The sequence below is a fragment of the Sporocytophaga sp. genome (genome assembly GCF_017745095.1).
Taxonomy (GTDB): Bacteria; Bacteroidota; Bacteroidia; order Cytophagales; family Cytophagaceae; genus Sporocytophaga.
Genome location: NZ_JAGHZZ010000032.1, coordinates 15,130 through 40,631, shown reverse-complemented (window position 1 = coordinate 40,631; position 25,502 = coordinate 15,130). Strand labels below are relative to the sequence as shown.

The window sequence follows — 25,502 nt, the reverse complement described above, 5'->3', positions numbered from 1 at the left end:
GTCCGATCACTGTCGCTAACACAGGAGGATGGCAAACATGGCAAACTGTGACTCTTAAAGATATAAGCCTGACAGGGGGAGAACATATCATGCGTATTGCTTTTGATTCAGATTATATGAACCTTAATTATGTTGAATTCAAAGATGTGATTACCGGTATTGATGAAAATAAATCTTCAGCTATTGCAGTTTATCCAAATCCATTTACTGATGCTGGAATACAGATAAATAATGCAGGAAATTTCAATTATAAAATTACTGATATAAACAGCATAATTGTAGAATCAGGAAATGGAAGACCTGGTCATATGGTTGGAAAGAATCTGAGAGAAGGAATTTATTTCCTTATGATAGAAAATAATAGTGAAGTCACTGTCCATAAGATAGTGAAGAAAATGACCCCCTAATTGAATTCCTTTCAGAGAACCGGATTAATCTTCTGGTGCTTGATGTTGGCCTGATAATTTTATCAGGCCAATATCAAAGGTTGTTGAAGAGCATCTATTTCTTAATATTGAGACCTAGAGGAGATATAGCATCATTCATAAAATCCTGAAAAACTAAAGGGTAATTTAATACTATGAAAACTACAACTACCAAATTTTTCATGTTGGCTTTTGGTGCAATGTTGGTTGTATGCTTTGCAGTACAAGGACAACAAACACTTAAGGTAGACCTTTCTAAAACTATAAGGCCTGTTACGCACTGTGCTTCAGGATCTCTTTATGGAGTTACGGAAACATTACCCGCAGACATTGTTAATTTAGTAGCACCTCTGAAACCTCATGTTTTTGCAAATCCCGCACTTAGCGGTGCCGGAAGGCAGCAGCCAATAGGAGATGCTTTGAAAGTATCTGAGAGATTACAAAGTACCACGGGTAAAGTACAAATAAGATTACCGGATGTGTTGCCGGGATGGCCGTATCAATGGCCCGGTACACAAAATTATTTAAACACATGTACACAGGTAATTAATGGCAAAAAGGCTTCAAAAAGGACAAATTATGATGGCTATGAAATTTGGAACGAACCTCCAGGCACTTGGAATACCGCAAATGGAAATTTCAATTCTACATGTTGGAAGCCAACTTTTGATTTAATCCGTTCATTGGATCCTGGAGCGCGTATTATTGGGCCGTCCCTGGCGTATTATAATAATACCCAAATGCGTGATTTTTTGACATATTGTAAGGCAAATAATTGTATTCCAGATGTTATTTGCTGGCATCAATGGGGTGCAGGAGGTTTTGTAAGTGCCTATAACCAATACCGAGCACTGGAAAAAGAATTGGGGATTTCGGCAAGACCTATAAGCATAAACGAGTATTCATCAAAAACCAGTGATCCTAACGAAGGATGCCCGGGCTATTCAGTCCCCTTCATTAGCAAATTTGAAAGACATGGAATTGAAAGTGCCTGTATCTCTTGGTGGTTTACTAATCTACCCGGAAGATTAGGTAGTTTGTTAACCTCGGGGAACCAAAAAGGGGGCGGTTGGCACTTGTACAAGTGGTATGGTGATATGACTGGAAACATGATCCAGGTCACTCCACCGAATGATATGAGCGAAGGGTTAGATGGTTTTGGATGTATTGACGATGTTAATAAATATGCAAGTATTTGTCTTGGTGGTAATTTTACAGGAAATGCCACCGTCAATATCAGTGGTATACCTTCTTATTTTGGAAGCAGTGTCAAAGTTAAATTAGAATATGTGACCTGGTCTAATAAGGATACACCTGTTACAGGCACAACGTTGATTTCTAATTCTGTGTACAGTGTAAACAATGGTTCTGTTTCTGTACCTGTAAATGTTGCAAGCATTTACTATGCTTATAGAATTTATGTAGAACCCTCGGTTAGTACATCCACAGTTACAATTGCTGTTCCTACAAAAGATACGGTGGTCTCAAATCCGTCAAATGTGGTGGTTCGTGCTAACGTATCAGACCCTACAGCAATTACCAATCTGAAATTTTTTGTAAACGGAGTGCAGTTTGGAAGTACCTTGACTAGTGCTCCATTTACGGCCACCTTAGCTGTTACAAAAGCTGGAACCTATACCGTTACAGCAGAAATTACTGATAAAAGCAATAGCAAAATTGTTTCGACAAGCAGAACTATAAGAACTGCAGTGGCACAAACCGGTTATAATTATCAATCACACCCAATTCCTGGCACCATCCAGTTTGAAGAATATGACCTTGGAGGAAATGGATTTGCCTATTTGGACAATACCCCAGGAAGTTCCGTGACTCCAGTTGTCAATTTTAGAACAGATGAAGATGTAGATATAGAAAACTGTACTGATACAGGAGAAGGTTATAATGTAGGTTATGCAACAGCAGGTGAATGGTTAGAATATACAGTAAATGTTGCTAAAGCAGGATTGTACAATTTGGATTTAAGGCTTGCTTGCAATGGGGACGGTCGTACACTAGGCCTAAGTTTAGATGGTACAGTTTTGTCCTCAACGATTTCCATTCCTAATACCGCTGGTTGGCAAACCTGGCAATATGTTTCACTCAAAAATATTCAATTGCCCGCAGGTGAGCATGTCTTGCGAGTGACCATTGGAGCTGTTGATTACATTAATCTTAATTACATGGTATTCACATCTGTTGCAGAGCCTCCAACAATTACATTAACTACCCCTATAAATCAATCTATCTATACCGTTGGTAATTCAATAGTTATGAATGCCAATGCCTCTGATGCTGATGGTAATATTGTTGGAGTTACTTTTTATGCTAATGGTATATTGTTGGCGACCGACAATACGGCTCCTTATACTTACACTTGGGAAGGGATGTTACCGGGTACTTATACCATTTATGCTGAAGCCTTTGATACAGATAATCTCAGTGCGAAATCAACAACTAATACGGTAATAATTAAGGGAAGGCAAGAACCTTATAAGGGCAAAGTTCACCTAATTCCCGGGAGAATAAATGCTGAAGAATATGATCTTGGTGGAGAAGGTCTTGCATATCATGAAGCCAATACCAATGGTAACGAAGGAAAGGCAACACTTAGAAACGATGAAGTAGATATAGAAGCAACGCAAGATGTCGAGGGTATTTACAATGTAGGTTATATCCTTAAAGACGAATGGCTCGAATATACAGTAAACGTAGTTGCGCAAGGTAACTACGATCTGGATGTAAGATTAGCAGCTGATGGTGAGGGTAAAACTTTACATATCGAAATGGATGGCGTAAATGTGACTGGTCAGATCAATGTACCAAACACAGGAGGATGGCAAACATGGCAAACTGTGACTTTGAATAATATAAGCCTTGCAGGAGGCGAGCATATTATGCGGATAGCTTTTGATTCGGATTACATGAATCTTAACTATGTTGAATTTAAAGATGTGATTACCGGTATTGATGAGAATGAATCTTCAGCCATTGCAGTCTATCCGAATCCATTCACAGATGCTGGGCTACAGATTAATAATGTAGAAGATTTCAATTATAAAATTACTGATATAAGCGGGATGCTTATTGAGTCTGGAAATGGACGCGGTGGTTATAATGTTGGGAAAAACTTGAGCGATGGTCTTTATTTCCTTATAGTTGAAAATAATAGTGATGTCACTGTCTATAAAATAGTGAAGAAAATAAACCCCTAATTGAATTCCTTTCAAAGCACCGGATTAATCTTCTGGTGCTTGCTATTGGCCTGATAATTTTTATCAGGCCAATAGCAAGGATTCAAAATGTTCCAAATTCTATCTTTTAAACTTTGGCTGCAATCCTGAAGGGTGGTAGAATGGAAGAGTTTTGTCTTTAATTGATAACTATATTAATAAACTAATTATAAATCAAGCATACCTTTTAAACTCATATGAGATGAAAAATAGAAGTATTTTAATGCTGAATATAATGTTACTGGTCCCAGGTTTGTTATTTGCCCAGGTAGGACCTGGTCTTGGGAATCTTAGTTATACAGATAATGAACTTTACAAAAGTATCTGGAAATATACTGAGCTCAATCACATGGGGTCTACAATGTCCACCATGCATAACGGATATATGATTACCACGTTTCATCCGGATAGTGGAAAACCTCCGGGAGGAATTCTTGTCTGGGATGTTTCGAATCCAAGAAAACCTGTTGTTGTTACTCGGATATATGATTCACGCACAGCTAACTTTCGCGAAAACCATGCTATGCCTCAGCACGGCAAATACTTGCTGTTTCAGGATGGCTATGGATTTCAGATTTGGGATTTTAGTGATCCTAAAAATCCGCAACAAATCAAAAGGCATATTATGTCGGGATATGCCCATGATGATTACGGATCTTGCTGGCAATTATTCTGGCAAGCTCCTTATATTTTTATTGCTAATGGTAGTAAAGGTTTTGATGTAGTTGATGCTACAGACTTAAATAACCCGGTATTGGTAAAGCATATAAATACTCCAAGACAGGTGGGACCTATTTTTGCCATAGGAAATCTTCTCTATACTTCAGCTCATGATTTTGGAAGAGGATTTACCATTTATGATATCAGCAATCCCCGTGATCCAAAATTGTTGAATAGCTACAGTAATACAGAGAATATGTATGCCTCCATGGTAAATGGAAATAAAATTACTATTTCTGCTCGTGGTAATTCAAACAATGCCATATTCGGAACATATGATATAAGCGATCCGCTGAATATTAAAAAAATAACAACTTTAAATATCGGTAACAGCGGCGAACAATTATATAATTCAGTACAAGATCATTTTATTTTTCAAGGTTGTCAGTCAGAGGTTGTAAAAGTGGACGCATCTAATCCTTCACAATTAAAAATTTTGGGCAGAGGGTCTTTGGGTATCAATGGTGATTCGGATCATGGTCAGGTTACGCCATTTGGTAATCTGATTTTTGTCGGTAATGACCATGGATCAGGTAGCGGATTCTGGGTGCACCAAAAGGAGCCGGATACAAAGGGGCCGGAAGTAAATATGATTGTTCCCAAAGCAAATGATGTGAACCGTGCACTTACTTCTCGTGTCGGGTTAACCTTTACTGATAATATAATTCTGGAATCGGTAAATAAAAATACTTTTGTTGTAAGACCTTTGGGTGGTGCAGCGCTATCAGGCAAATATAGTCATCAATTTTCAATGGTAAATTTTTCTCCTGATCAGCCTCTATTGCCAAATACAACATATGAGATTGTAATTCCTGCGGGAGGTATTAAAGACTATGCTGGAAACTCTGTAAGCAAAACCTTTACTTCTTATTTTTCCACAGGGCCCTCAGGTGATTTTCCTCCTGCTAGTACTGAGTTGCCCTGGGTTTTTGAAGATGATAGGAAAATAACTTTGAATTGGAATCGTACCCCCAATGCTTCCAGCTATATAGTCAAAAGAAGCAACTCTCCTTCAGGCCCTTTTCAAACCATCGGTTCCACCAATCAATTGTTCTTTACAGATAGCAAGGTGGAAAATGATAGGACATATTATTATTCTGTTACAGCTTCAAATTCATTTGGTGAAGGTGTAGCATCTCCCGTAACCAAGGGAATGCCATCTTTATACATAACCAATCTGAACTGGACTTCCGTCTCCAATGGCTGGGGGCAAGCAGAAAAGGATCAAAGCAATGGTGAAGAAGGTGCAAATGATGGTAATGTAATTACCTTAGATGGTATTGAATATTCCAGAGGTTTGGGGGTACATGCTCAAAGCACTATCACTTACAAGCTTGATGGAAAGTATGAGCGGTTTTTATCAGATATAGGTGTGGATGATGAGGTAGGAAGTTCTGGTTCTGTAATTTTTACTGTGCTTCTTGACGGAAAACAAATATACACTAGTGGATTAATGAATGGATCATCCTCATCCAAAAGTATAGATGTGAATGTTGCTGGTGGCAATCTACTTACTTTAACAGTTTCGCCCGATGGAGATAATGGATTGGATCATGGCTCCTGGGGAGGAGCAAGGCTAAGACCTGTTCAATCACCCTTTAATCAATCCGCACATGCAATACCTGGCCGCATCGAAGCGGAAGAATACGATTTCGGTGGAGAAGGTATTGCTTATCATGAAGCAAATGCCAATGGAAATGAAGGCGGTTCAAGCCTGAGAATTGATGAAGTAGATATTGAAGGGACAAAAGATAGTGATGGTTTGTATAATATTGGTTATGTCCTTCAGGGAGAATGGTTGGAGTATACTGTCAATGTAACATCAACAGGTGTATATAATCTGGATATGAGAGTTGCAGCAGATGGAGATGGCAAAATATTTCATATAGAATTTGATGGAAAAGATATAACTGGTCCCATAAACGTACCAAATACAGGTGGCTGGCAAAGCTGGGAGATAATCACATTAAATGGTATCAGTCTCACTGAGGGAAATCATATCATGAGGCTGGCTTTTGACGCAAGTTTTATGAACCTGAACTATCTGCAGTTTAACGGTGTGATTACCGGAATTACGGATAATAGGACTAGCGATATTACCATTTATCCAAATCCTTTTATGGGCAATGATTTAAAGATAATAACAGAAGGAAATTTCAAATATAGAATTACAGATATATGGGGTTTTGAACTGGAGACTGGTAATGAAAGTCAAACTCAATCTATCGGAAAGGAACTGAAGCCTGGAGTTTATATTCTCTCTGTGGAAAATAAGAATGGAGTAATGGTCAGAAAGATTGTGAAGGAATAACTCTTCTCAGTTTATAATTTTCTTATGAATAAAAAGTATTGCTTGTGGTTTAGACCTCAAGATTCATGGAATTAAAATTAATAAGAACTGATTACTATGCGATTTTTCATAACTTTCATAATACTCATAATAATTAACTGGATAAGTGTTACACCTGAATCCGATCAATACTATCTTCTCCAAAACAAACCTGTAGAAGTAGGGACTACTGTTACATTCACTATTTCTGTACCTGAAGGGGCAGACCCTTTTGTCGCATGGGACTTTGGTGATGGGAGTGGTTTAGGTAGATATAAGCGGGGGAGTTCAACAAGCTTTAAATTCACTCAGCCTGGAGTATATCAGGTGTTCGCCCGCATTCAGGGGGAGGATATTCCTCTATATGTTACACAAACGGTGCATAAGGTGTTACCTAAAAATGCACCTACTCACTCATCTACCATCTGCATTGATACTATGCGTCAAACAGTATGGGCTGTTAATGCAGACAACCATTCTGTATCATGCATAGATGCTGCCAATTATCAGCTCATCCGTGAAATTCCATCAGGCAAAAATCCCAGAACTCTTGCTTTGGATCGTTTAGGCAATGTTTGGGTAGCTAATGAAGATGATGCCACTGTTTCTATAATTTCAGCTTCAGGACAAAAGTTACATACAATAGAACTTCCATACGCTTCGAGACCATATGGAATTTGTTTTGATCCTTTAAAAAACTATTGCTATGTGACCTTGCAGAGTACCGGACAACTTATGAAACTTGATGCTAAAGACTATCATATTATTCAAATTACGGAAGTAGGAAGAAGTCCCAGAGGGATTGCAGTAACTTCTGATGGATTACGTGTTTTCGTTTCACAGTTTATTTCACCTGAAGCAAATGGCCTCGTGAGAGAAATTGATGCAGAAGCCATGACTGTTAAATCTGTTATAGATCTTGCTTTTGATGAGACAGTGGATTTTGAAGACAGAGGTCGTGGTGTGCCCAACTTTATATCATCGCTTACCATTACTCCAGATGGATCTGAAATCTGGGTACCTTCAAAAAAAGATAATACCGCAAGAGGTTTATTCAGAGATGGCCAGCCTCTCACATTTGACAATTCTGTTCGTACTATTGTTTCAAAGATTGATTTGGTAAAGGGAAGTGAAAACTATGATTCACGGATAGATATCAACGACGCTGACATGGCTTGTGCTGTAGAGTTTAGTCCCTATGGTAATATTGCATTTATAGCTTTACAGGGAAACAATAAGATTGCCATGATTGATGCGTCTACCAATTCCAGGCTGGGTTTACTTGATACTACGGGACTCGCGCCTCAGGGATTGGTTTTTAACAAGGATGGTTCCAGGCTCTTTGTTCATAATTTTATGTCGCGCAGTATAACGATTTTTAATACTGAAAACATTATACTTTCCAATAACTTTAATCCGGTAAAGGTTGCTACTATTCCTATTGTAAATAAGGACTCCTTAAACGCCCAGGTGCTGAAGGGCAAGCAAATTTTTTATAATGCACAGGATGAGCGTATGACTTTTGCTGGTTATATCAGTTGTGCAAGTTGCCATCTGGATGGCGGAAGTGATGAAAGAGTATGGGATTTTACGGATAGGGGAGAAGGTCTGCGCAATACGCATATTTTATTGGGAAGAAGAGGAATAGGGATGGGTAATGTTCACTGGACTTCCAACTTTGACGAGATCCAGGATTTTGAAAATGATATAAGAAATGCTTTCAGAGGAAAAGGTTTTCTTCCAGATTCTGTATTTAACTCAGGTACCATTGGAGATCCATTGGGAGATCCCAAAGCTGGTTTAAGCCAGGACCTGGATGCTCTTGCAGCATATGTGCATTCACTCGACAAAGTAAATCCAAGTCCATACAGGAATTCTGATGGCAGCCTTACCCCTGATGCAATAGAAGGTAAATTGATATTTGCAGAATTGGGTTGTAAGCTTTGCCATGCGGGAGCTGATTTTACAGATCGAAAATCCGGAGTGCTTCATGATGTAGGTACGATCAATGCCTCTTCCGGGCAACGAAGATCAGAAAAGCTCAAAGGGTTTGGCACTCCTACGCTTAAAGGAATTTGGGAGACAGCACCTTATTTACATGATGGCTCTGCTCCTACATTAAGAGATGTCCTTATTACCAGAAATGTTGATAATAAACATGGCAATTTAACCGCTCTTTCTGAAGAGAATATCGATCAATTGCTGAGTTATTTGCTTCAGATTGATGAACATGAGTCGGAACCTGTTATTGCCAGCCTGGACATACAGAAGACATATTCTAATTCCATACACGTTTCTCCGAATCCATCTTCTGATTTTATCAAAGTATGTATAGATGATAAAGGAAGTCGCAACGGGGTAGTATCTATTTGTAACTCTGTCAATGGACAAACCTTAATTACAACCAAGCTGAATGATGTCAATGAGGCAATCATCGATGTAAGCAATTTTACACCTGGTTTCTATATGTTGATCTATACAGATGGGAAGCAAAAGAAAAGCACTAAGCTGGTGATTAAATAGATTTTAAGTTTTGATAAGTCAATCAGTTAAGTATCCTAAAAGTTTTTAAAGATGAAAACGTTATTTTCTATCAAGAGATATGCTCCAATTCTGTTTTTATGTTTTCTAAGTCATCTGATAGTAATCAATGTTGCTTATGGACAGACTACCTTTGTTTCAGGAGATAATCCGATTTTTCGTAATTCCTTTACTGCAGATCCCGCTCCTCTTGTTCATAATGGTAGATTGTATATATACGTGGGAAAAGATGAGGCCAAGGATGGTGAAATGTTTACCATGACAGCATGGCTTTGCTATTCCACTTTAGATATGAAAAACTGGACCTACCATGGTCCTGTAATGACACCGAGTAATTTTACCTGGGGAGATAAAGATGCGTGGGCGGCGCAGGTAGTTGAGAGAAACGGCAAATTTTATTTGTATGTGACAGTAACAGGGAAGAATCCTTATGGCGGTAGAAATATTGGAGTAGCTGTTTCGGATAGTCCTACAGGTCCTTTTGTCGATGCAAGAGGTACGCCTTTGATTCGTGATAACATGACTAACAATGGAAAAGTATGGGATGATATTGATCCTACTGTCTTAATTGATGACAATGGGCAGGCTTATTTATGCTGGGGTAATCCAATCTGTTATCTGGTTAAACTTCAACCTAATATGACAGAGATTGATGGTGAAATAAAAATGATAACACCACCAAACTATGCTGAAGGTCCTTGGCTACATAAACGTAATGGACTTTACTACCTTACCTATCCGGCTTTTGTTGCTCCGGTAGGCTCCGAACAGATTTGCTATGCTACCGCTACAAATATAAACGGCCCCTGGACATACCGGGGTATTTTGACAGGAACTGCAAAAAATAGCTATACCATTCACCCAGGTATTGTAGAATATAAAGGACAATCTTATTTGTTTTATCATAATGCAACCTTGACACTTAACGGACAAGGACCTGCATTGGGCAGACGTAGTGTTTGTGTAGAATATCTTTGTTACAATGCTGATGGTACAATTAAGCCTATTACTCAAACTACCGCTGGCATTACAGTAAATTCACCATGTCCGCCTTCCGGTCCGCCGGTTGTTAGTTTCACCAGTCCAGTTCCTAACAGTTCATTTGCTTCACCAGCTTCAATTACATTAACAGCGGAAGCTATTGCTTATGGAGGAACAATATCTAATGTACGGTTCTATAATGGCACTACCTTACTTAATACCGACAATACCTCACCTTATAGCTATAATTGGGAAAATGTGGCAGCCGGTACATACAATATTAAAGCGATTGCGACTGACAATCAAAATCGCAGCACTGAAGCTACCATAACAATAAAAGTTAACCCGCCACAAGGCCCCTATAATGGTATTATTCATTCAATTCCGGGAACAATTGAACTGGAACAATTTGATGTTGGAGGTAATGGCTTTGCTTATATGGATGGAACTCCAGGAAGCCAGGTAACACCAATTGTTAATTTTCGCACAGATGAAGATGTAGATATAGAAAATTGCACTGATGTCGGAGGTGGTTACAATATTGGTTGGGCAACTGCGGGAGAATGGCTTGAATATTCAGTAGAAGTGCTTAAGCCAGGTACTTATGATCTGGCCGTCCGGGTGGCCTGCAACGGCGATGGACGAACCATATCAGTATACATGGATGGAATAGGTATAGCAGATAAAATGGTTGTTCCCAATACCGCTGGCTGGCAAAGCTGGCAGATAGTAATGGTCAAAGATATTCATCTCAGTGCAGGTCAGAAAATTATGCGCATCACTACAGGAGCAACAGATTTTGTGAATATGAACTATGTCACTTTCACCCTGACTAAAGAATTGAAGCAAGAGCCATTTAAAGGAATAGCTCATCAGATTCCAGGAAGAATAGAAGCTGAGGAATATGATTTGGGTGGTGAAGGTATAGCTTACCATGAAGCCAATGCGAATGGAAACCAGGGAGGTGCTAATCTCCGAAACGATGAAGTGGATATTGAAGTAACTCAGGACTTGGAAGGGGAATACAATATAGGTTACATCTTAAACGGTGAATGGTTGGGATATACTGTAGATGTACTTGCTACCGGAGTATATGTCCTTCAACTAAAGGTAGCTGCGGATGGAGATGGAAAGAAAATGCATGTAGAAGTAGATGGGACGGATGTAACCGGTACGATTAACATTCCAAATACAAAAGGTTGGCAAGCATGGGAAACCATAACTATCAATGATGTTTCTTTAAAAGAAGGTCAGCATGTGATGAGAGTATTTTTTGATTCCGATTATATGAACCTGAATTACCTCCAGTTTAATGATGTGGTTACAGGCATTGAAAATGTGAGCTTAATGGAAAATTCGGTTTGTCCAAATCCATTTTTCAATGAAGGTATGCAGATAAAATTTGTAGGGAAATTTAATTACAAGATTAGGAGTTTAGACGGAATGGATATTGAGACAGGAAGTGGAATGGATGCACTTATCATAGGTGCTGGTCTTAAGCCGGGAGTTTATTTATTGTCCATTGAACATAATAATACTGTCATTAACAGGAAAATTATAAAGCAGTGAGCAGTAATAGTATTAATGTAAGGAGAAATCATACAAGTATAATTCAGGAATGAAAAACATTTTAAATATAACTTCAAATATTGAGCTGATGAGATCGACATTTATGGCACCTGATACTAAGAGAAGAATTGTTCGAATTCCAGAGATTGATAAAGTATATCTTCTGCTTTCAATGTTTTACCTGTTATTGTGTTCTTTAATTTCAAATGCGCAGATGACAACTCTTAATGTAGGAGGCACCAATAGAAGTTTGTTTGTTTATGCTCCTTCTGGCCTTCAGCAAAACAGACCTTTGGTGATTTCGATGCATGGACTTAATCAGGATATTAATTATCAAAAAGGTCAGGCTAAATGGGAATTAGTTGCAGATACGGCAAAATTTGTAGTAGTCTATCCCGCGGGAATTAATAACTCCTGGGACATCAATGGTACCAGAGATACGGATTTTATCTTGGCAATAATTGAATCTATGATTACCCGATATGGCATCGACAGGAACAGAGTTTATGTATCTGGTTTTTCTATGGGAGGTATGATGACTTACCATACAGCTAATAAAATAGCAGATAAAGTTGCTGCGATCGGTCCGGTTTCAGGATATTTGTTTTCCAATGTTGTAGCTAGTTCCAGACCTATGCCAATTATCCATGTTCATGGAACTGCCGATGATGTAGTTTATTACCAGCCTAATGGTAATCAACAAGGAGTTGTGGCCATGCTTCAAAAATGGAGAAGCTGGAATCAATGCCCCTCTATTGGCACAAGAACAACTCCGTATCCTGTCAATAAACCTAACTCTAAGTCCGTAATGGAGTATTGGGGGCCTTGTAATAATAGTGCGGTTTCATTAATATCTCTTGATGGCAAGGGGCACTGGCATTCCAATGATGATGCTGGAGTCCATACAACAATTGAACTTTGGAACTTTCTTAGAAAATTTTCTCTAAATACTGGGCCTTCCATTTCTCTGACAGCACTAGCAAATAATGCAGTATTTACAGCTCCTGCTACAATTAACCTGGTTGCAGCTGCCAGTACACCGAATGGTACGATAAGCTCTGTACGTTTTTATAATGGAACCACCTTGCTTAATACAGATAATACAGCTCCTTATACTTTTAGCTGGACTAATGTGGCCGCTGGTACTTATACAATTCGGGCTGTCCTTACAGATGGTCAAGGTAAAACAGTTGAAGCATCAACTACGGTCAAAGTATACAAGACTCAAGGGCCATATAATAACGCTTTACATTCTATTCCAGGTATAATTCAATTGGAACATTTTGATGAAGGAGGAAATGGTTTTGCTTACATGGATAGCAGTCCTGGAAGTGAAACAGGCGTTGCCTTCAGAAATGATGAAGATGTAGATCTTGAAAATTGCACGGATGTCGGAGGAGGTTATAATATTGGCTGGTCAACTTCAGGCGAATGGCTTGAATATTCAGTTGATGTACAAAAGCCAGGTACTTATGATCTTGATCTGAGAGTTGCCTGCAACGGTGAGGGACGCGCAGTTTCGATTGCAATGGATGGAGTTACTATCGCAAACAATGTTGCTATTCCTAATACAGCGGGTTGGCAAAACTGGCAAACAGTCAAAATTAAAGATATTAATCTTACTACCGGAAATAAGGTCATGCGTGTTACGATCGGGGCTACCGATTTTGTGAACATGAATTATGTAACATTTACCCTGAGCAAAGAATTAAATCAGGATCCCTTTAAGGGCGTTGCACATCTGATTCCAGGGAGAATCGAAGCAGAGGAATATGATCTTGGAGGAGAAGGTCTTGCTTATCATGAAAGTAATAACAATGGTAATGAAGGAAATGCAACATTGAGGAATGATGAGGTGGACATAGAAACTACTCAGGATTCTGATGGAGGATATAACATTGGCTATATCCTAAAAGGCGAATGGCTTGAATATACAGTAGATGTAAATTCCACAGGATCATATGCCCTTCAGTTGCGTCTAGCTGCTGATGGAGATGGGAAACAAATGCATATAGAGATAGATGACTCTGATGTAACCGGTCCTATAGACATCCCTAATACAGGAGGGTGGCAGTCATGGGAAACTATTTCGATCAATGATCTTAATCTGAAAAAGGGAGAGCATGTAATGAGGCTGGTTTTTGATTCCGATTACTTTAACCTGAATTATATAGAGTTTACTGATATAATTACTGGTAATTATTCAAGACGCATTAAAGATAATGATGTAAAAATTTTCCCTAATCCATTTTCTCATGAAGGCTTTCAGATTAATTTAAAAGGAGATTTTACTTACCAACTTTCTCATACCAATGGCTTAGTGGTAGAGTCAGGTGTTGGTAAGGATCAGCTTAAAGTTGCTTCCGATCTTAAACCGGGGATTTATCTACTATCCGTACAGAATGTTCATGGTGTTGTTGTTAGTAAAATTGTAAAGCAATGAAAGCTACATTATATATAGGACTTTTTAGTCTGTTAATATTAATCTCAGGAAAGGCTTTTTCTCAGGATCCGGACTTTCACATTTACCTATGCTTTGGTCAGTCCAATATGGAAGGGGCCGGCACTATTGAGGATCAGGACAAAACCGTAGACAGCAGATTTCAGGTGATGGGTGCCGTTAACTGTAATTCAGGCGGCAAATCATACACTGTGGGAAAATGTCAAACAGCAAATCCGCCATTGGTAAGGTGTAATACGGGTTTAGGACCATCAGATTATTTTGGAAGGACCATGGTCGCCAATCTTCCTGCAAATATTAAAGTTGGTGTTGTGCCAGTTGCGATTGGAGGTTGTGATATTGCTCTTTTTGATAAATATAATTATGCCTCTTATGTTGCAACAGCTCCTTCTTGGATGCAGGGAACAATTGCCCAATATGGAGGAAACCCCTATGCTCGTCTGGTTGAAGTGGCAAAAATTGCGCAGAAAGATGGAGTGATAAAAGGAATTCTTCTGCATCAGGGTGAAACCAACAATATGCAAACGACTTGGCCGGGAAAGGTTAAAGCAATTTATGATAACCTGATCAAGGATTTAGGGTTAGATCCTGTTAAGGTCCCTTTATTGGTTGGAGAGCTTGTTACAACTGCTCAAGGCGGTGCTTGTGGCGGGCATAATGCCGTTATTGCAACTATGCCAAATGTTGTTCCTAATTCTTATGTTATTTCTGCTGCAGGACTTCCTCATAAGGGAGACAATTTACATTTTACCTCGGCTTCATACCGTACTTTAGGACAGCGATATGCACAGAAGATGCTTTCTTTACTTCCTGTTATTACTAGCCCTTCTATTTCATTTATTACCCCTACAAATAATTCAAACTTTACTGCAGGTAGTAATATAGAATTTACAGTTTCTACAAGTTCCCCAAATGGCATTGTAAGTAATGTTAAGTTTTATAATGGTACTACCTTACTTAATACTGATAATACAACCCCATATTCTTATACCTGGCCTAATATACCTGCTGGTAATTATCAGATAAAAGCAGTGGCCACGGATAATCAGGGAAAGACCGGTGAAGCTGTTGTTAATTTTAAAGTAAATGTTCCTCAAGGACCATACATCGGTAAAGCTCAGACTATACCAGGTATAATACAGCTTGAATATTTTGATGAAGGCGGCAATGGTTTCGCTTATAAGGATAGTACTCCTGGTAGTCAGGTAGTGCCTGTTGCAGATTTCAGGACCAATGAGGATGTTGATATAGAAAATTGCACCGATGATGGAGCTGGTTACAATATAGGCTGGGCAACTGCCGGGGAATGGCTTGAATACACTGTGGATGTTAAAACATCCGGAACCTATGATCTTGATCTGAGAGTTGCAGCAAATGGAACAGGCAGGTCTGTATCTGTATCAATGGATGGAGCAATTATCGCCAATAATCTGTCAATACCGAATACTGGCGGCTGGCAAACTTGGCAAACGATTAAAGTAAAAAATGTTGAGCTACAGTCAGGCCGGAAGATCATGAGAGTTACCATTGGACCTACCGATTTTGTAAACCTGAATTATGTTTCTTTCTTACTGACCAAGGAACTAAAACAAGAACCATTCAATGGTATAGCACATCATATTCCTGGCAGAATTGAAGCAGAAGAATATGACCTTGGTGGTGAAGGGCTGGCTTATCATGAAACCAATGCAAATGGTAACGAAGGAAAAGCTCCATTGAGAAATGATGAAGTGGATATTGAAGCTACGCAAGATAGCGAAGGAGCTTACAATATAGGATATATCTTACAGGGAGAATGGCTTGAATACACAATAAATGTTGCTGCATCAGGGACTTATGATCTGAATGCAAGAGTAGCGGCTGATGGTGATGGCAAAGTCTTCCATATTGAAATAGATGGTAAAGATGTAACCGGTCCCATTGTTGTACCCAATACAGGAGGGTGGCAGAACTGGCAGACAATATCTCTTAATTCCGTCAATATTGAAGCAGGAGATCATGTGATGAGAATTGCTTTTGATGCGAGTTATATGAATCTGAATTATATAGAATTATCAGATGTGATAACAGGAGTAAAATCCAATGTGTCTGGTGATATGGATATTTATCCGAATCCATTTTCTGAATCGGGATTATATATCAGAAAGAAAGGTGATTTTCACTACCATATTAGCGATACCAAAGGAATTGTAGTTGAAGATGGGTATGGAAAGGATGAACTTCAAGCGGGCAAGAGCCTTAGTCCTGGTACATATTTTCTGTTTGTTGAGCAGGCAAGTAGTCAGAATGTGGTTAGAATTAATAGACAGTAAACTCATTTAAAAAACAAATGACAAACGAGGTTCTGATAATTGGTAAATTACTGAACCTCGTTTGCTTTAAGTATAGTTATAAGTATTGTTCAATACAAATTGAACCTGGTTGTAACTCCATCAAGCCAGTAAGAGTTAAGTAGCAATGAATAATTATTTCAGACTACCAATTCTTTGAGTTAATTTTTTGCCATTCGAAGTGTAAAGGGTAAGGATGTAAATACCGTTATTCAATCCACTAAAATAAATCTCATTTTCATTTGAAGTGCCTGAATATACCATTCTGCCAGACATGTCCACTAGCTCATATTTTTCAATTTTTCCAATGGTTAATTTTGAAAGGTCTATAGATGAATTTTCTGAAAGCATTATGGTAGAACCTGAGTTATCAGCTTGTTCCTGAATAGAAGTCACTACTGCTGCATTTGCCCTCAGGAAAAAGGTAACCATCTTTTGAAGGTTGGCTTGTACATCATTTACACCTGGTCCATGCTGTCCATTAGGAACTAGTACATATTCACTTTCTACACCTGCTTTTGTCAGAGCAGTATTAAGAAACTGTCCCTGACAGTATGGGACCACATTATCTTTGTCACCATGAAAAATAAGGAATGGAGGATCTGTCGGGTCTATATAAGTTATTGGGCCTAAAAGTGCAAGTTTGTCCAAATTTGAAGAGAGAGGTCCTCCTATAATATCAGACTCAGGAGAGCTCCCCGATTTGTATGTATTGCAACCTTCCATTTTAAAAAAATCAATAGGTCCAAACCAATCGCAAACAGCATCAACAGAACTAGTATATTGGGTATAATTTCCCAATGTCCCTTCTATATTCATCGTAACAGAGCCTACTGTATAATCTTTAACGTTATTTGTTGTTCCTGCTAAAGATGCCAGATGCCCTCCGGAAGAACTTCCGCTAATGCCTATGAAGGTCGTGTCAAATTTAAATTCTGCGCTTCTGCCTCTGATAAATCTTATTACAGCTTTAATATCATGGATCTGAGCAGGAAATTTTGCATCGCTACTTGATCTATGGTTTGGGGTTACTACAGCGAATCCCGCATCTAGTAATGCTGCTCCTATAGTATTCATGTCAGCTCCTTTAGAATTATTACTATACCAGGCACTGCCATATATGTATACCACAACAGGATATTTTTCCTTAGCTACCTTGGGTAAGTATATATCCAGGTTATGATAACCTTTTGAATCTCCAACATAGTTTATGTCGGACCATTTTTGAGAATATTGCTGACCATAGGAGAAAAGGTTAGCGAATAAAAAAGCAAGTAGTATGAGTTTTTTCATGTTCTTGATTTTGAATGTTTTGAATGTGTTTATGGTCGCCTACACTCATTCAGGCAAAATGTAAACACATAGAAAGAAAATATTGAAGAGAGAGTTTATTACTTGTTTTAAATTAAAGATTGATGGTTCGAATAAATGAGGATGTGTTAGGTCAAGTTATCTATGCTTGGTATGGAGCGAATGCCTTCTTGGAGATGTGTTTGGGAAATCAAACCTCCAAGCCTAACTTTTAAAAAAAAGGTTGTTTACTTTTTTTCTGTCTGTGTGTACTGCTTGCGTTTTTATAGAGGTAAAAATGGAATTCCCATATTCCCACTTTAGAGTTTGCCTAATCTTAAAATCTGATTAGGTGAATTTGAAAATTTATGTTTAACAAAATTTCCTAATAATTTAAAGAGTTAACTTATGAAGAATCTTTTTCCCAAAATTAATTTGCTAAGCAGATTACTTGTGGTACTGCTACTGTGTACCTATAGTAATACTCAGGCCCAGGATCTCTGTAATGAAACCGGACAGGGAGCTTATTTTACAGGTGTCTACAGAAACATGTTTAAAGAACTCTTGAATAAGAGCGATGCAGAAGTAAATTCTAAAATCAACAGCGCATTCCAGCAGATTTTTTATGGAAGCTCTAATCAGAAATTGTATTATGAGGTTGGCCAAGACATGGCTTATATCCAGGATATAGCCAATAATGACGTTCGTTCGGAAGGCATGTCATATGGATTGATGATTTGTGTACAACTCGACAAACAAGCTGAGTTTAATAAGCTGTGGAAATGGACTAAAACCTATATGCAGCATACTTCAGGAAATCTAAACGGATTTTTCAAATGGCAACTGAATACTAATGGTGGTGCTATAGACAATAATCCAGCTCCTGATGGAGAAGCATATTTTATAACTTCCTTATTCTTTGCCGCAAATCGTTGGGGAAATGGTACCGGGATTTTTAACTATGAAGCAGAAGCTCAGGACGCTATAAGCAAAGTAATGAGCAAGACTGGAGCAGGAGGGATCAATAATTTATTTAATTCTAATTCGAAATTGATAACCTTTGGACCTAATTCAGGGTCATACGATTATACAGATCCTTCTTACAATTTACCGGGATTCTGGGAATTATGGGCTCGCTGGTCAAAAACTAATCAAACTTTCTGGTCTCAGACACCGGGAGCTGCACGAAAATTGCTTCGCGATGCATCTCATTCTAGCTCAGGTTTATCGACTGACTACTCAAATTTTGACGGAACACCGAAGACAACATCTTTCAATTCCAATAGCCATAGGTTTATGTATGATGCTTGGCGTACTATTATGAATTTAGGCATGGACTATCATTGGTTTAAAGCTGATGCCCAACAGCCCGTGATCGCTGATCGTTATCTTACCTTCTTTAAAAACCAGGGTTCTGGTTATAAAAATCACTACGATTGGAATGGCTCAAATGCCGGAGGTGATCATTCTACAGGTCTGGTTGCATGCAATGCAGTTGCATCATTGGCCTCAAGTAATACATCGCTTACAACACCTTTTGTTCAAGAGTTGTGGAACGTAGGTGTTCCGAGCGGCACTTACAGATACTATGACGGTATGCTGTATATGCTTTCCTTGTTGAATGTATCTGGAAATTTTAAAGTATGGAAGCCTGCATGTGCTAATCCTTGCGCTACGCCCGCTCCGGGAGTTACTGCTGCGGTGTCGTATGAATTAGGAGATGCTGCAGTCGCTTTGACTGCCAATGGTTCCAATCTCAAGTGGTATAATGTGGCTACAGCTGGTACTCCTCTAGCTTCTGCTCCTGTACCAAATACATCAGCTCCAGGCAAAGTGACATATTATGTTTCTCAAACTTTAAATGGATGTGAAGGTCCAAGAGCTGCAATAACTGTTACTATTACCTATACTTACAAAATTTTTAATACAAACATAGCACCTATAATAGATGGAGCTATTGATGAGGTCTGGAATGATCCTCTTATCGAATCTATCAGCGCTACCAAAATCCTTGTTGGAACTGTTGCCAACAGCAACGATTTAAGCGGTACGGCTAAAATAATGTGGGATAATACAAATGTCTATGTTTTGGCAGTAGTCACCGACAATGTAAAAACCAACGACAGTCCTAATAGCTTTGAAGACGATGCAGTAGAATTTTACTTTGATATCAATAATGATAAGGCGACTACTTATGGAGCCAATGATGTGCAATACTCATTCGGATGGAATGATGGTGGTGTGGTTGGAGCATTACCATCAGGAAGGTCAATCGAAGGGGTTTCATTTAATAGTGTAAGCACCTCAAACGGATATATTGTTGAGGCTAGCATTCCATGGAGTACTTTGCAAGGAACGCCCATCAAAGGGCAAAATATTGGTATTGACTTTATGATCAATGATGATGACGATGGTAGTGGAAGAGATAAAAAACTTTCATGGAACGCAGCTGAAGATAATGCATGGCAAGATCCTTCTCTTTTTGGAACTGCGGTGCTGGCAGAAAGGGTTATTACAAGCATAGAGAATAGTAATCAAATTGAGATTACTGTATATCCAAATCCAGCAGAGGAATTTATTCAGGTAAAAGGATTACAAGGGAATTTTGAATATAACATTTTGGATAATTCAGGTAGACTGATTCAGCAAGGTAGAAGTGAAGGTCAAATTAACATTGGTGATCTGCGATCTGGAATTTATGCCATGATAGTTAAGCAAGAGGGGGTAAATAGTGTTGTGAAGGTTGTGATTAGATAGCTTGCCTATTGGATATCAAACTTTTTTGCCTGCTTGGTAAATGAAAAGTCTGAAATTATCTAAATTTCAGACTTTTTTATGTCTTGAAGAAAAATTGAATCAATTTGATGTTGTAAGATTTAGAGAGGAAATATATTTTTTAAGGAATCATAACTATTATGATGTTATCATGCGGGATATGACAAAAGGGGAATTTGAAAAGATATTTAGTGAGATAGCAGAATTGAATGGTTTTAAGAGTGCTTTTGGCGGTTGGGTTAAAAAAAGCAATGAGTGTATCGTAACTCTTAATTTACTTAAGCCTGCTTACAAAGATTTTTATCATTTCAGTATAAAAGTATTTGTTCAGGGATTAACGGGAAAGGAGTATTCTTTGAGTGACTCTTTATTTAAGAAAGACTTTAGTCATCTAACACTAAATGGGCCTAGAGAATACAATAGTTTATTCGATTTTGATATGTCAATGAATGATAAAGACCGGTTGTGTATTCTTAGAAATCTTTTTAGTGACTTTATAATGCCAGTTACTGAAAAAGTTTTATCTAAATCTGGAATAAGAGAATTAAGTAAAAGAGGTAGTATTCAATTATTGCCGATTGTTAAAGCGATTTTAGGTTAGCAGTTTTAATTTTTTGTCATAGGAATGATCGACATTGGATAATTTTTTTGAAGTTATCCTTAAATTCCGGAGCTGCTGGGTCCGAACCAAAGGTGCTTTGAACGAGCAGAGCTATGCTCAGGACTTATTGGAAATGAGACATAAAGGAGGAATTAAATCAATGCTTGTTTTGAATATACAAGGATTGGTGATTTTTAATATAGCAATTGCATTTATCTATGTCCCCTGATATTCGTATATTGATGAGTAATTAAATAATTTAATCCAAAATGAAAAATTATTTCCCTTTTTGTAAAAATCTTTTTGCTCTTATCGTTTTTTTATTTAGTTCTAATATTTCTTATAGTCAAACGTGGACTAATTACACTAATACCCAAGAGGTAAATTCAATTGTAATAGACAAGGATAGTGTTGTATGGTGTGCAACTGAAGGTGGTGTTGCAAAGTATGATGGGGCTGTATGGACAAAATATACTACCGCTGATGGCCTCATAGAGGGCCGGACAAAACATATTGCAATAGATTCTAACAACTATGTATGGGTTGCCACTATGTCTGGGGTTTCAAAGTTTAATGGACAAAGATGGCAAAATTGTAGTCCCTTTGATCCATCGAATGAATTGAATTTTGCCACAGCTCTCGCATCCGATAAATATGGTAATATTTGGTATGGAAAATCTGGGCGTGGTGCATACAAATTTAATGGAACAAGTTGGATCAATTATTTAAATGATATAGTTGTTAACTGCATTACCACTGATAAGTGGGGGAGAGTATGGATTGGGACTCATGAAGGTATGTATAAATTTGATGGTGTAAATTGGGTCAAATTTACTACAGCCGATGGGTTGTTTGATAATCAAATTGTTGATATAGCGATTGATCAGAATGGAGCTAAATGGATTACATATGGAGTCGGGTATGGTATTTCAAAATTTGATGATTTAAATTGGACTTATTATGATGCTCCAATTGGTAGTAATCTGCGTTTAAAATCCGTTACTATTGACAATTTGGGTAATAAATGGATTGCTGCAATTGATGGTGTATATAACGCAGATTGTGAAATATTTAAATTTGATGGCACTACCTGGACAAACCAAAATTACCTTAATAACTATGCTTGGGATGGAATCATAAGTTCTATAACAGTTGATTCTAAAGGAAATAAATGGTGCGCAACCAAAAGAGGCATACAGTTTTTTAGCTATGATAATTCATGGTCTCATCTTCCTGTTTTTAATAATACAAATGGTCTTGTAAATAAATCCATTACTGCTATAGCTGTTGAAAACAATGGCATACAGTGGATCGGTACCTATAATGGTGTTTCCAGATTTGATGGTAAGAACTGGAAAAATTTTACAACAAAAGATGGTTTGTGTAGTCCTATAGTTACTGCTATTGCTATTGACAGTTCGGGTAATCAATGGATCGGTACTAGAGATGGCTTGTCAAGATTTGATGGGAATCAGTGGATGACTTATAATACATCCAATGGATTGCCATATAACTACATTAATTCAATTGCTGTAGATCACAATAATGTTGTTTGGGTTGGGACTCTTCAAGGGGCTGCAGCCTTTGATGGTACTTCTTGGAAAATTTATAGACAATCTGATGGATTGAGTAGTACTTCTATTAATTCAATTGCGATTGATTTGCAGGGTAATAAATGGTTTGGAACCTCAAATGGAATATCAAAGTACGATGATAATATTTGGAAGACTGTTTTGGGAAATCAAGGAAGTTGTCTTGTTTTTGATTCATTTAATAGTTTATGGTTTAAGGAATCTGTGCGAGAAAATCAATCAGTTTACTGGAGTGATGTTCTCTATAAGTATGATGGTACTATTTTAACCAAGGTACAAGTATATGCAGCAACAATAAACTATATCGCAATTGATAAGGTAGGGGACAAATGGCTGTCTATCGATGGTGGAGTTTCTAAATATGATGATAGTGTCTGGACCTATTTTAATAGCTTTGATATAGAACATGAAGAAAGTGACAATAATTTTAAAGGTATTATTGGCAAGAAGGTGACTTGTATTGCTACAGATAAGGATGGAAATTTATTGTTTGGTATGGATAATGGCCTTACTGTATTTGATGGTAAAATAAAATGGAATGATTATAACATAGAAAAAGGCTTGGCTAACAATAAGGTATTTTCAATAGCTATTGATAAAAAAGGGAATAAGTGGATGGCCACAGGTGATGGCATTTCACAATTTGATGATGTAAACTGGTTTACATATGAGAGTGCAAGTTATAAATCACATTATTATTTATATACTTCCCGATTGATGATAGACCATCTTGATAATAAGTGGTTTTCTCAAAATGATACTTACTGGGATCACCTTTTTAGATTTAATGATACCACCTTAGCTTATAGGGGTGAACATGCTTCTGGAAATGAGGTCGATTTCTTCACCGTAGATATGAATGAAAATGTATGGATGAATGACGGAGGTTGGATTTCCATGATTAATGAATTTGGGGGTTGTAAATTTTATGTTCCTTTAGATCCCAAGTATATTTATATAGATAAACAAAATAATAAGTGGTTTGGGTTTAAGTCATCATTGGAGTTAGGCCAGGAAAAATTGTATGGCAATGGATTTGGTACCATAGAGTGGAGTCAAAGTATTGATCTGTCAAGCAATTTTAATGTATCGCAAGTGACTGTTGCTTTCTTTGACTCTAAGGGAAACAAATGGATAGGAACTAATGCAGGATTATATTGCCATAAGGGAAGTTCTTTAAAATTGTATACAATGGAAGATGGTTTGGCAGATAATTATATAAATTCAATTGTTGCCGACAGCAGTGGCAATTTATGGGTAGGTTCTAATGGAGGAGTTTCTAAATTTGATGGAACAACTTGGCATAATTATACAACTGTTGATGGACTTGCAGATAATATCGTATATTCTATAGATATAGACTCTGAAGGTAATAAATGGTTTGCAACAGATAATGGTGTTTCTAAATTTTCAGATAATAATATTTCCACAGGTATATATCAACAAGCAAATGTTAATTTATCCAAAATATCTCTGACTAGTAGAGTGAATATATATCCAAACCCAACCTCTAATAATATAAGTTTTGAAGGCGTAAAATCGGAAAGTACTATAGAAATATTAACTATGAATGGCCAGCTTTTGAAGAGTGTATTGTATAGTGATAATTCAATAGATATAAGTAAGCTTGAGAAGGGAATGTATTTAGTTAGAATTTTAAATTCGGAGTTTATAGAAACGAAAAAACTATTAAAGCAATAATACAACTAGCGGGGGCTTACTCAATGAAGTCAATATACTCGCGACAGTATGGACATGAAGAATGGAATAAAAATTTGAAGTTACTCTTTCGTATTCGATTCTTATAAGCTTTGAAGTAATAAATCAGCATATTGAAATTTAAGAAAGAGTAAAAGATGAAACGAAATTTCAATTGAATCCAGATAATTTATTTAGATATCTCATTCTTATCTTTGTTTTCTTGTTGTTTAATCTTAGGATAGTATTTATAAGTGATATAGGAAAATTTCTTTAATACACTTATTATTTCATAAGCTTCTTTGTCAGATAAATTTTCTAATCCTTTGTACTTTCTTAACTTCTCTATTGCTAAGCCGTTTTCTTCTTCCATAAGAAAAATAGTAAAATGACGCAACTAGAATCGAATCGAAGATAGCTATTAATTATCAGTATGTTATAATGGGGGAGTGAAGTTTTGCAGAGCTTTAATCGAACAAAAAGCCTTCAAATTTATAATTTGAAGGCTTTTTGTTTTTGTGGGAGCTACTGGGTTCGAACCAGTAATCCTCCCGACTTATGTCGGGATGGTCTTAACCAGCGCTTCAATATATTTTCTGCTTTTCTTTTTCTTGATGTCCCATTCTCTAGCATAGGCCTCTGTCTTTGTATTGAAAGTTTCAAAGTATGCAATTCTCCAGTCTCCTTTACCCCCCGTAAATCCATTATGGTTTGCATTGTGCTTTCGAAGTCTCTCTTCCAGGAAGTCTCCTGTGTGACCGATGTAAAATTTGTCTGCTGAAGGGGAGTAAAGGATATAAGTAAAAAACATAGCGTGGTGTTAAAAGATGATAAAATAAAAAAGGACAACTCTTTCGAAGTTGTCCTTTAGATGTGGGAGCTACTGGGTTCGAACCAGTAATCCTCCCGACTTATGTCGGGATGGTCTTAACCAGCGCTTCAATATATTTTCTGCTTTTC

Annotated in this window: 13 protein-coding genes; 10 read left to right on the top strand and 3 right to left on the bottom strand. The window is 37.7% G+C overall.

The window, feature by feature from the left end; genetic code table 11:
• The 7 genes from J7604_RS24920 to J7604_RS24885 all read left to right on the top strand — a co-directional run.
• Positions 1–407, top strand: a 407-nt coding sequence (locus J7604_RS24920) for a T9SS type A sorting domain-containing protein (RefSeq protein WP_293902565.1), incomplete at its 5' end; no start/stop codon positions are given.
• 173 nt (positions 408–580) lie between these two features.
• Positions 581–3,637 carry a carbohydrate-binding protein gene (locus J7604_RS24915; protein ID WP_293902562.1) on the top strand — a complete coding sequence of 1,019 codons (3,057 nt, stop codon included), beginning with the start codon at positions 581–583 and terminating at the stop codon, positions 3,635–3,637.
• Positions 3,638–3,857: 220 nt separating this feature from the next.
• On the top strand, positions 3,858–6,686 hold the full coding sequence (locus J7604_RS24910) for an NPCBM/NEW2 domain-containing protein (protein WP_293902559.1): 2,829 nt from the start codon (positions 3,858–3,860) through the stop codon (positions 6,684–6,686).
• A gap of 96 nt (positions 6,687–6,782) precedes the next feature.
• Positions 6,783–9,227 (top strand): T9SS type A sorting domain-containing protein, encoded by a 2,445-nt coding sequence (locus J7604_RS24905; protein WP_293902556.1) that lies wholly within the window; start codon positions 6,783–6,785, stop codon positions 9,225–9,227.
• Between the two features lie 51 nt (positions 9,228–9,278).
• Positions 9,279–11,795: a family 43 glycosylhydrolase gene (locus J7604_RS24900; protein ID WP_293902553.1), complete on the top strand. Its 2,517-nt coding sequence runs from the start codon at positions 9,279–9,281 to the stop codon at positions 11,793–11,795.
• Between the two features lie 49 nt (positions 11,796–11,844).
• Positions 11,845–14,238, top strand: a complete 2,394-nt coding sequence (locus J7604_RS24895) for a carbohydrate-binding protein (RefSeq protein WP_293902550.1) — start codon at positions 11,845–11,847, stop codon at positions 14,236–14,238.
• Positions 14,235–16,568, top strand: a complete 2,334-nt coding sequence (locus J7604_RS24885; protein WP_367113610.1) for a carbohydrate-binding protein — start codon at positions 14,235–14,237, stop codon at positions 16,566–16,568. The genes J7604_RS24895 and J7604_RS24885 overlap by 4 nt, the downstream gene beginning before the upstream one ends.
• Before the next feature lie 153 nt (positions 16,569–16,721).
• On the opposite strand, the gene J7604_RS24880 is transcribed toward J7604_RS24885, so the two are convergent.
• Positions 16,722–17,879, bottom strand: coding sequence for an alpha/beta hydrolase fold domain-containing protein (locus tag J7604_RS24880; RefSeq protein WP_293902547.1), 1,158 nt, complete (start codon positions 17,877–17,879; stop codon positions 16,722–16,724).
• A gap of 405 nt (positions 17,880–18,284) precedes the next feature.
• On the opposite strand from J7604_RS24880, the gene J7604_RS24875 reads away from it, so the two are divergent.
• From J7604_RS24875 to J7604_RS24865, 3 genes are all read left to right on the top strand, one after another.
• Positions 18,285–20,633: a glycosyl hydrolase family 8 gene (locus tag J7604_RS24875; RefSeq protein ID WP_293902545.1), complete on the top strand. Its 2,349-nt coding sequence runs from the start codon at positions 18,285–18,287 to the stop codon at positions 20,631–20,633.
• A gap of 40 nt (positions 20,634–20,673) precedes the next feature.
• Positions 20,674–21,252, top strand: a complete 579-nt coding sequence (locus J7604_RS24870) for a hypothetical protein (RefSeq protein ID WP_293902542.1) — start codon at positions 20,674–20,676, stop codon at positions 21,250–21,252.
• 269 nt (positions 21,253–21,521) lie between these two features.
• The gene (locus J7604_RS24865) at positions 21,522–24,545 is read left to right on the top strand and encodes a two-component regulator propeller domain-containing protein (protein ID WP_293902539.1); all 3,024 of its coding nucleotides are present in this window, start codon (positions 21,522–21,524) and stop codon (positions 24,543–24,545) included.
• A 187-nt stretch (positions 24,546–24,732) separates the two neighbouring features.
• Here the strand turns inward: J7604_RS24865 and J7604_RS24860 are convergent, their stop codons facing one another.
• Both J7604_RS24860 and J7604_RS24855 read right to left on the bottom strand, forming a co-directional pair.
• On the bottom strand, positions 24,733–24,915 hold the full coding sequence (locus J7604_RS24860) for a hypothetical protein (protein ID WP_293902536.1): 183 nt from the start codon (positions 24,913–24,915) through the stop codon (positions 24,733–24,735).
• A gap of 183 nt (positions 24,916–25,098) precedes the next feature.
• Positions 25,099–25,353 carry a GIY-YIG nuclease family protein gene (locus tag J7604_RS24855; RefSeq protein ID WP_293902533.1) on the bottom strand — a complete coding sequence of 85 codons (255 nt, stop codon included), beginning with the start codon at positions 25,351–25,353 and terminating at the stop codon, positions 25,099–25,101.
• Positions 25,354–25,502: the final 149 nt, after the last annotated feature.

Bases quoted from the DNA above. Each gene is read 5' to 3' on its own strand.
- J7604_RS24915 (WP_293902562.1), top strand. From the start codon at position 581: ATGAAAACTACAACTACCAAATTTTTCATGTTGGCTTTTGGTGCAATG.
- J7604_RS24910 (WP_293902559.1), top strand. From the start codon at position 3,858: ATGAAAAATAGAAGTATTTTAATGCTGAATATAATGTTACTGGTCCCA.
- J7604_RS24905 (WP_293902556.1), top strand. From the start codon at position 6,783: ATGCGATTTTTCATAACTTTCATAATACTCATAATAATTAACTGGATA.
- J7604_RS24900 (WP_293902553.1), top strand. From the start codon at position 9,279: ATGAAAACGTTATTTTCTATCAAGAGATATGCTCCAATTCTGTTTTTA.
- J7604_RS24895 (WP_293902550.1), top strand. From the start codon at position 11,845: ATGAAAAACATTTTAAATATAACTTCAAATATTGAGCTGATGAGATCG.
- J7604_RS24885 (WP_367113610.1), top strand. From the start codon at position 14,235: ATGAAAGCTACATTATATATAGGACTTTTTAGTCTGTTAATATTAATC.
- J7604_RS24880 (WP_293902547.1), bottom strand. From the start codon at position 17,879: ATGAAAAAACTCATACTACTTGCTTTTTTATTCGCTAACCTTTTCTCC.
- J7604_RS24875 (WP_293902545.1), top strand. From the start codon at position 18,285: ATGAAGAATCTTTTTCCCAAAATTAATTTGCTAAGCAGATTACTTGTG.
- J7604_RS24870 (WP_293902542.1), top strand. From the start codon at position 20,674: ATGAAAAGTCTGAAATTATCTAAATTTCAGACTTTTTTATGTCTTGAA.
- J7604_RS24865 (WP_293902539.1), top strand. From the start codon at position 21,522: ATGAAAAATTATTTCCCTTTTTGTAAAAATCTTTTTGCTCTTATCGTT.
- J7604_RS24860 (WP_293902536.1), bottom strand. From the start codon at position 24,915: ATGGAAGAAGAAAACGGCTTAGCAATAGAGAAGTTAAGAAAGTACAAA.
- J7604_RS24855 (WP_293902533.1), bottom strand. From the start codon at position 25,353: ATGTTTTTTACTTATATCCTTTACTCCCCTTCAGCAGACAAATTTTAC.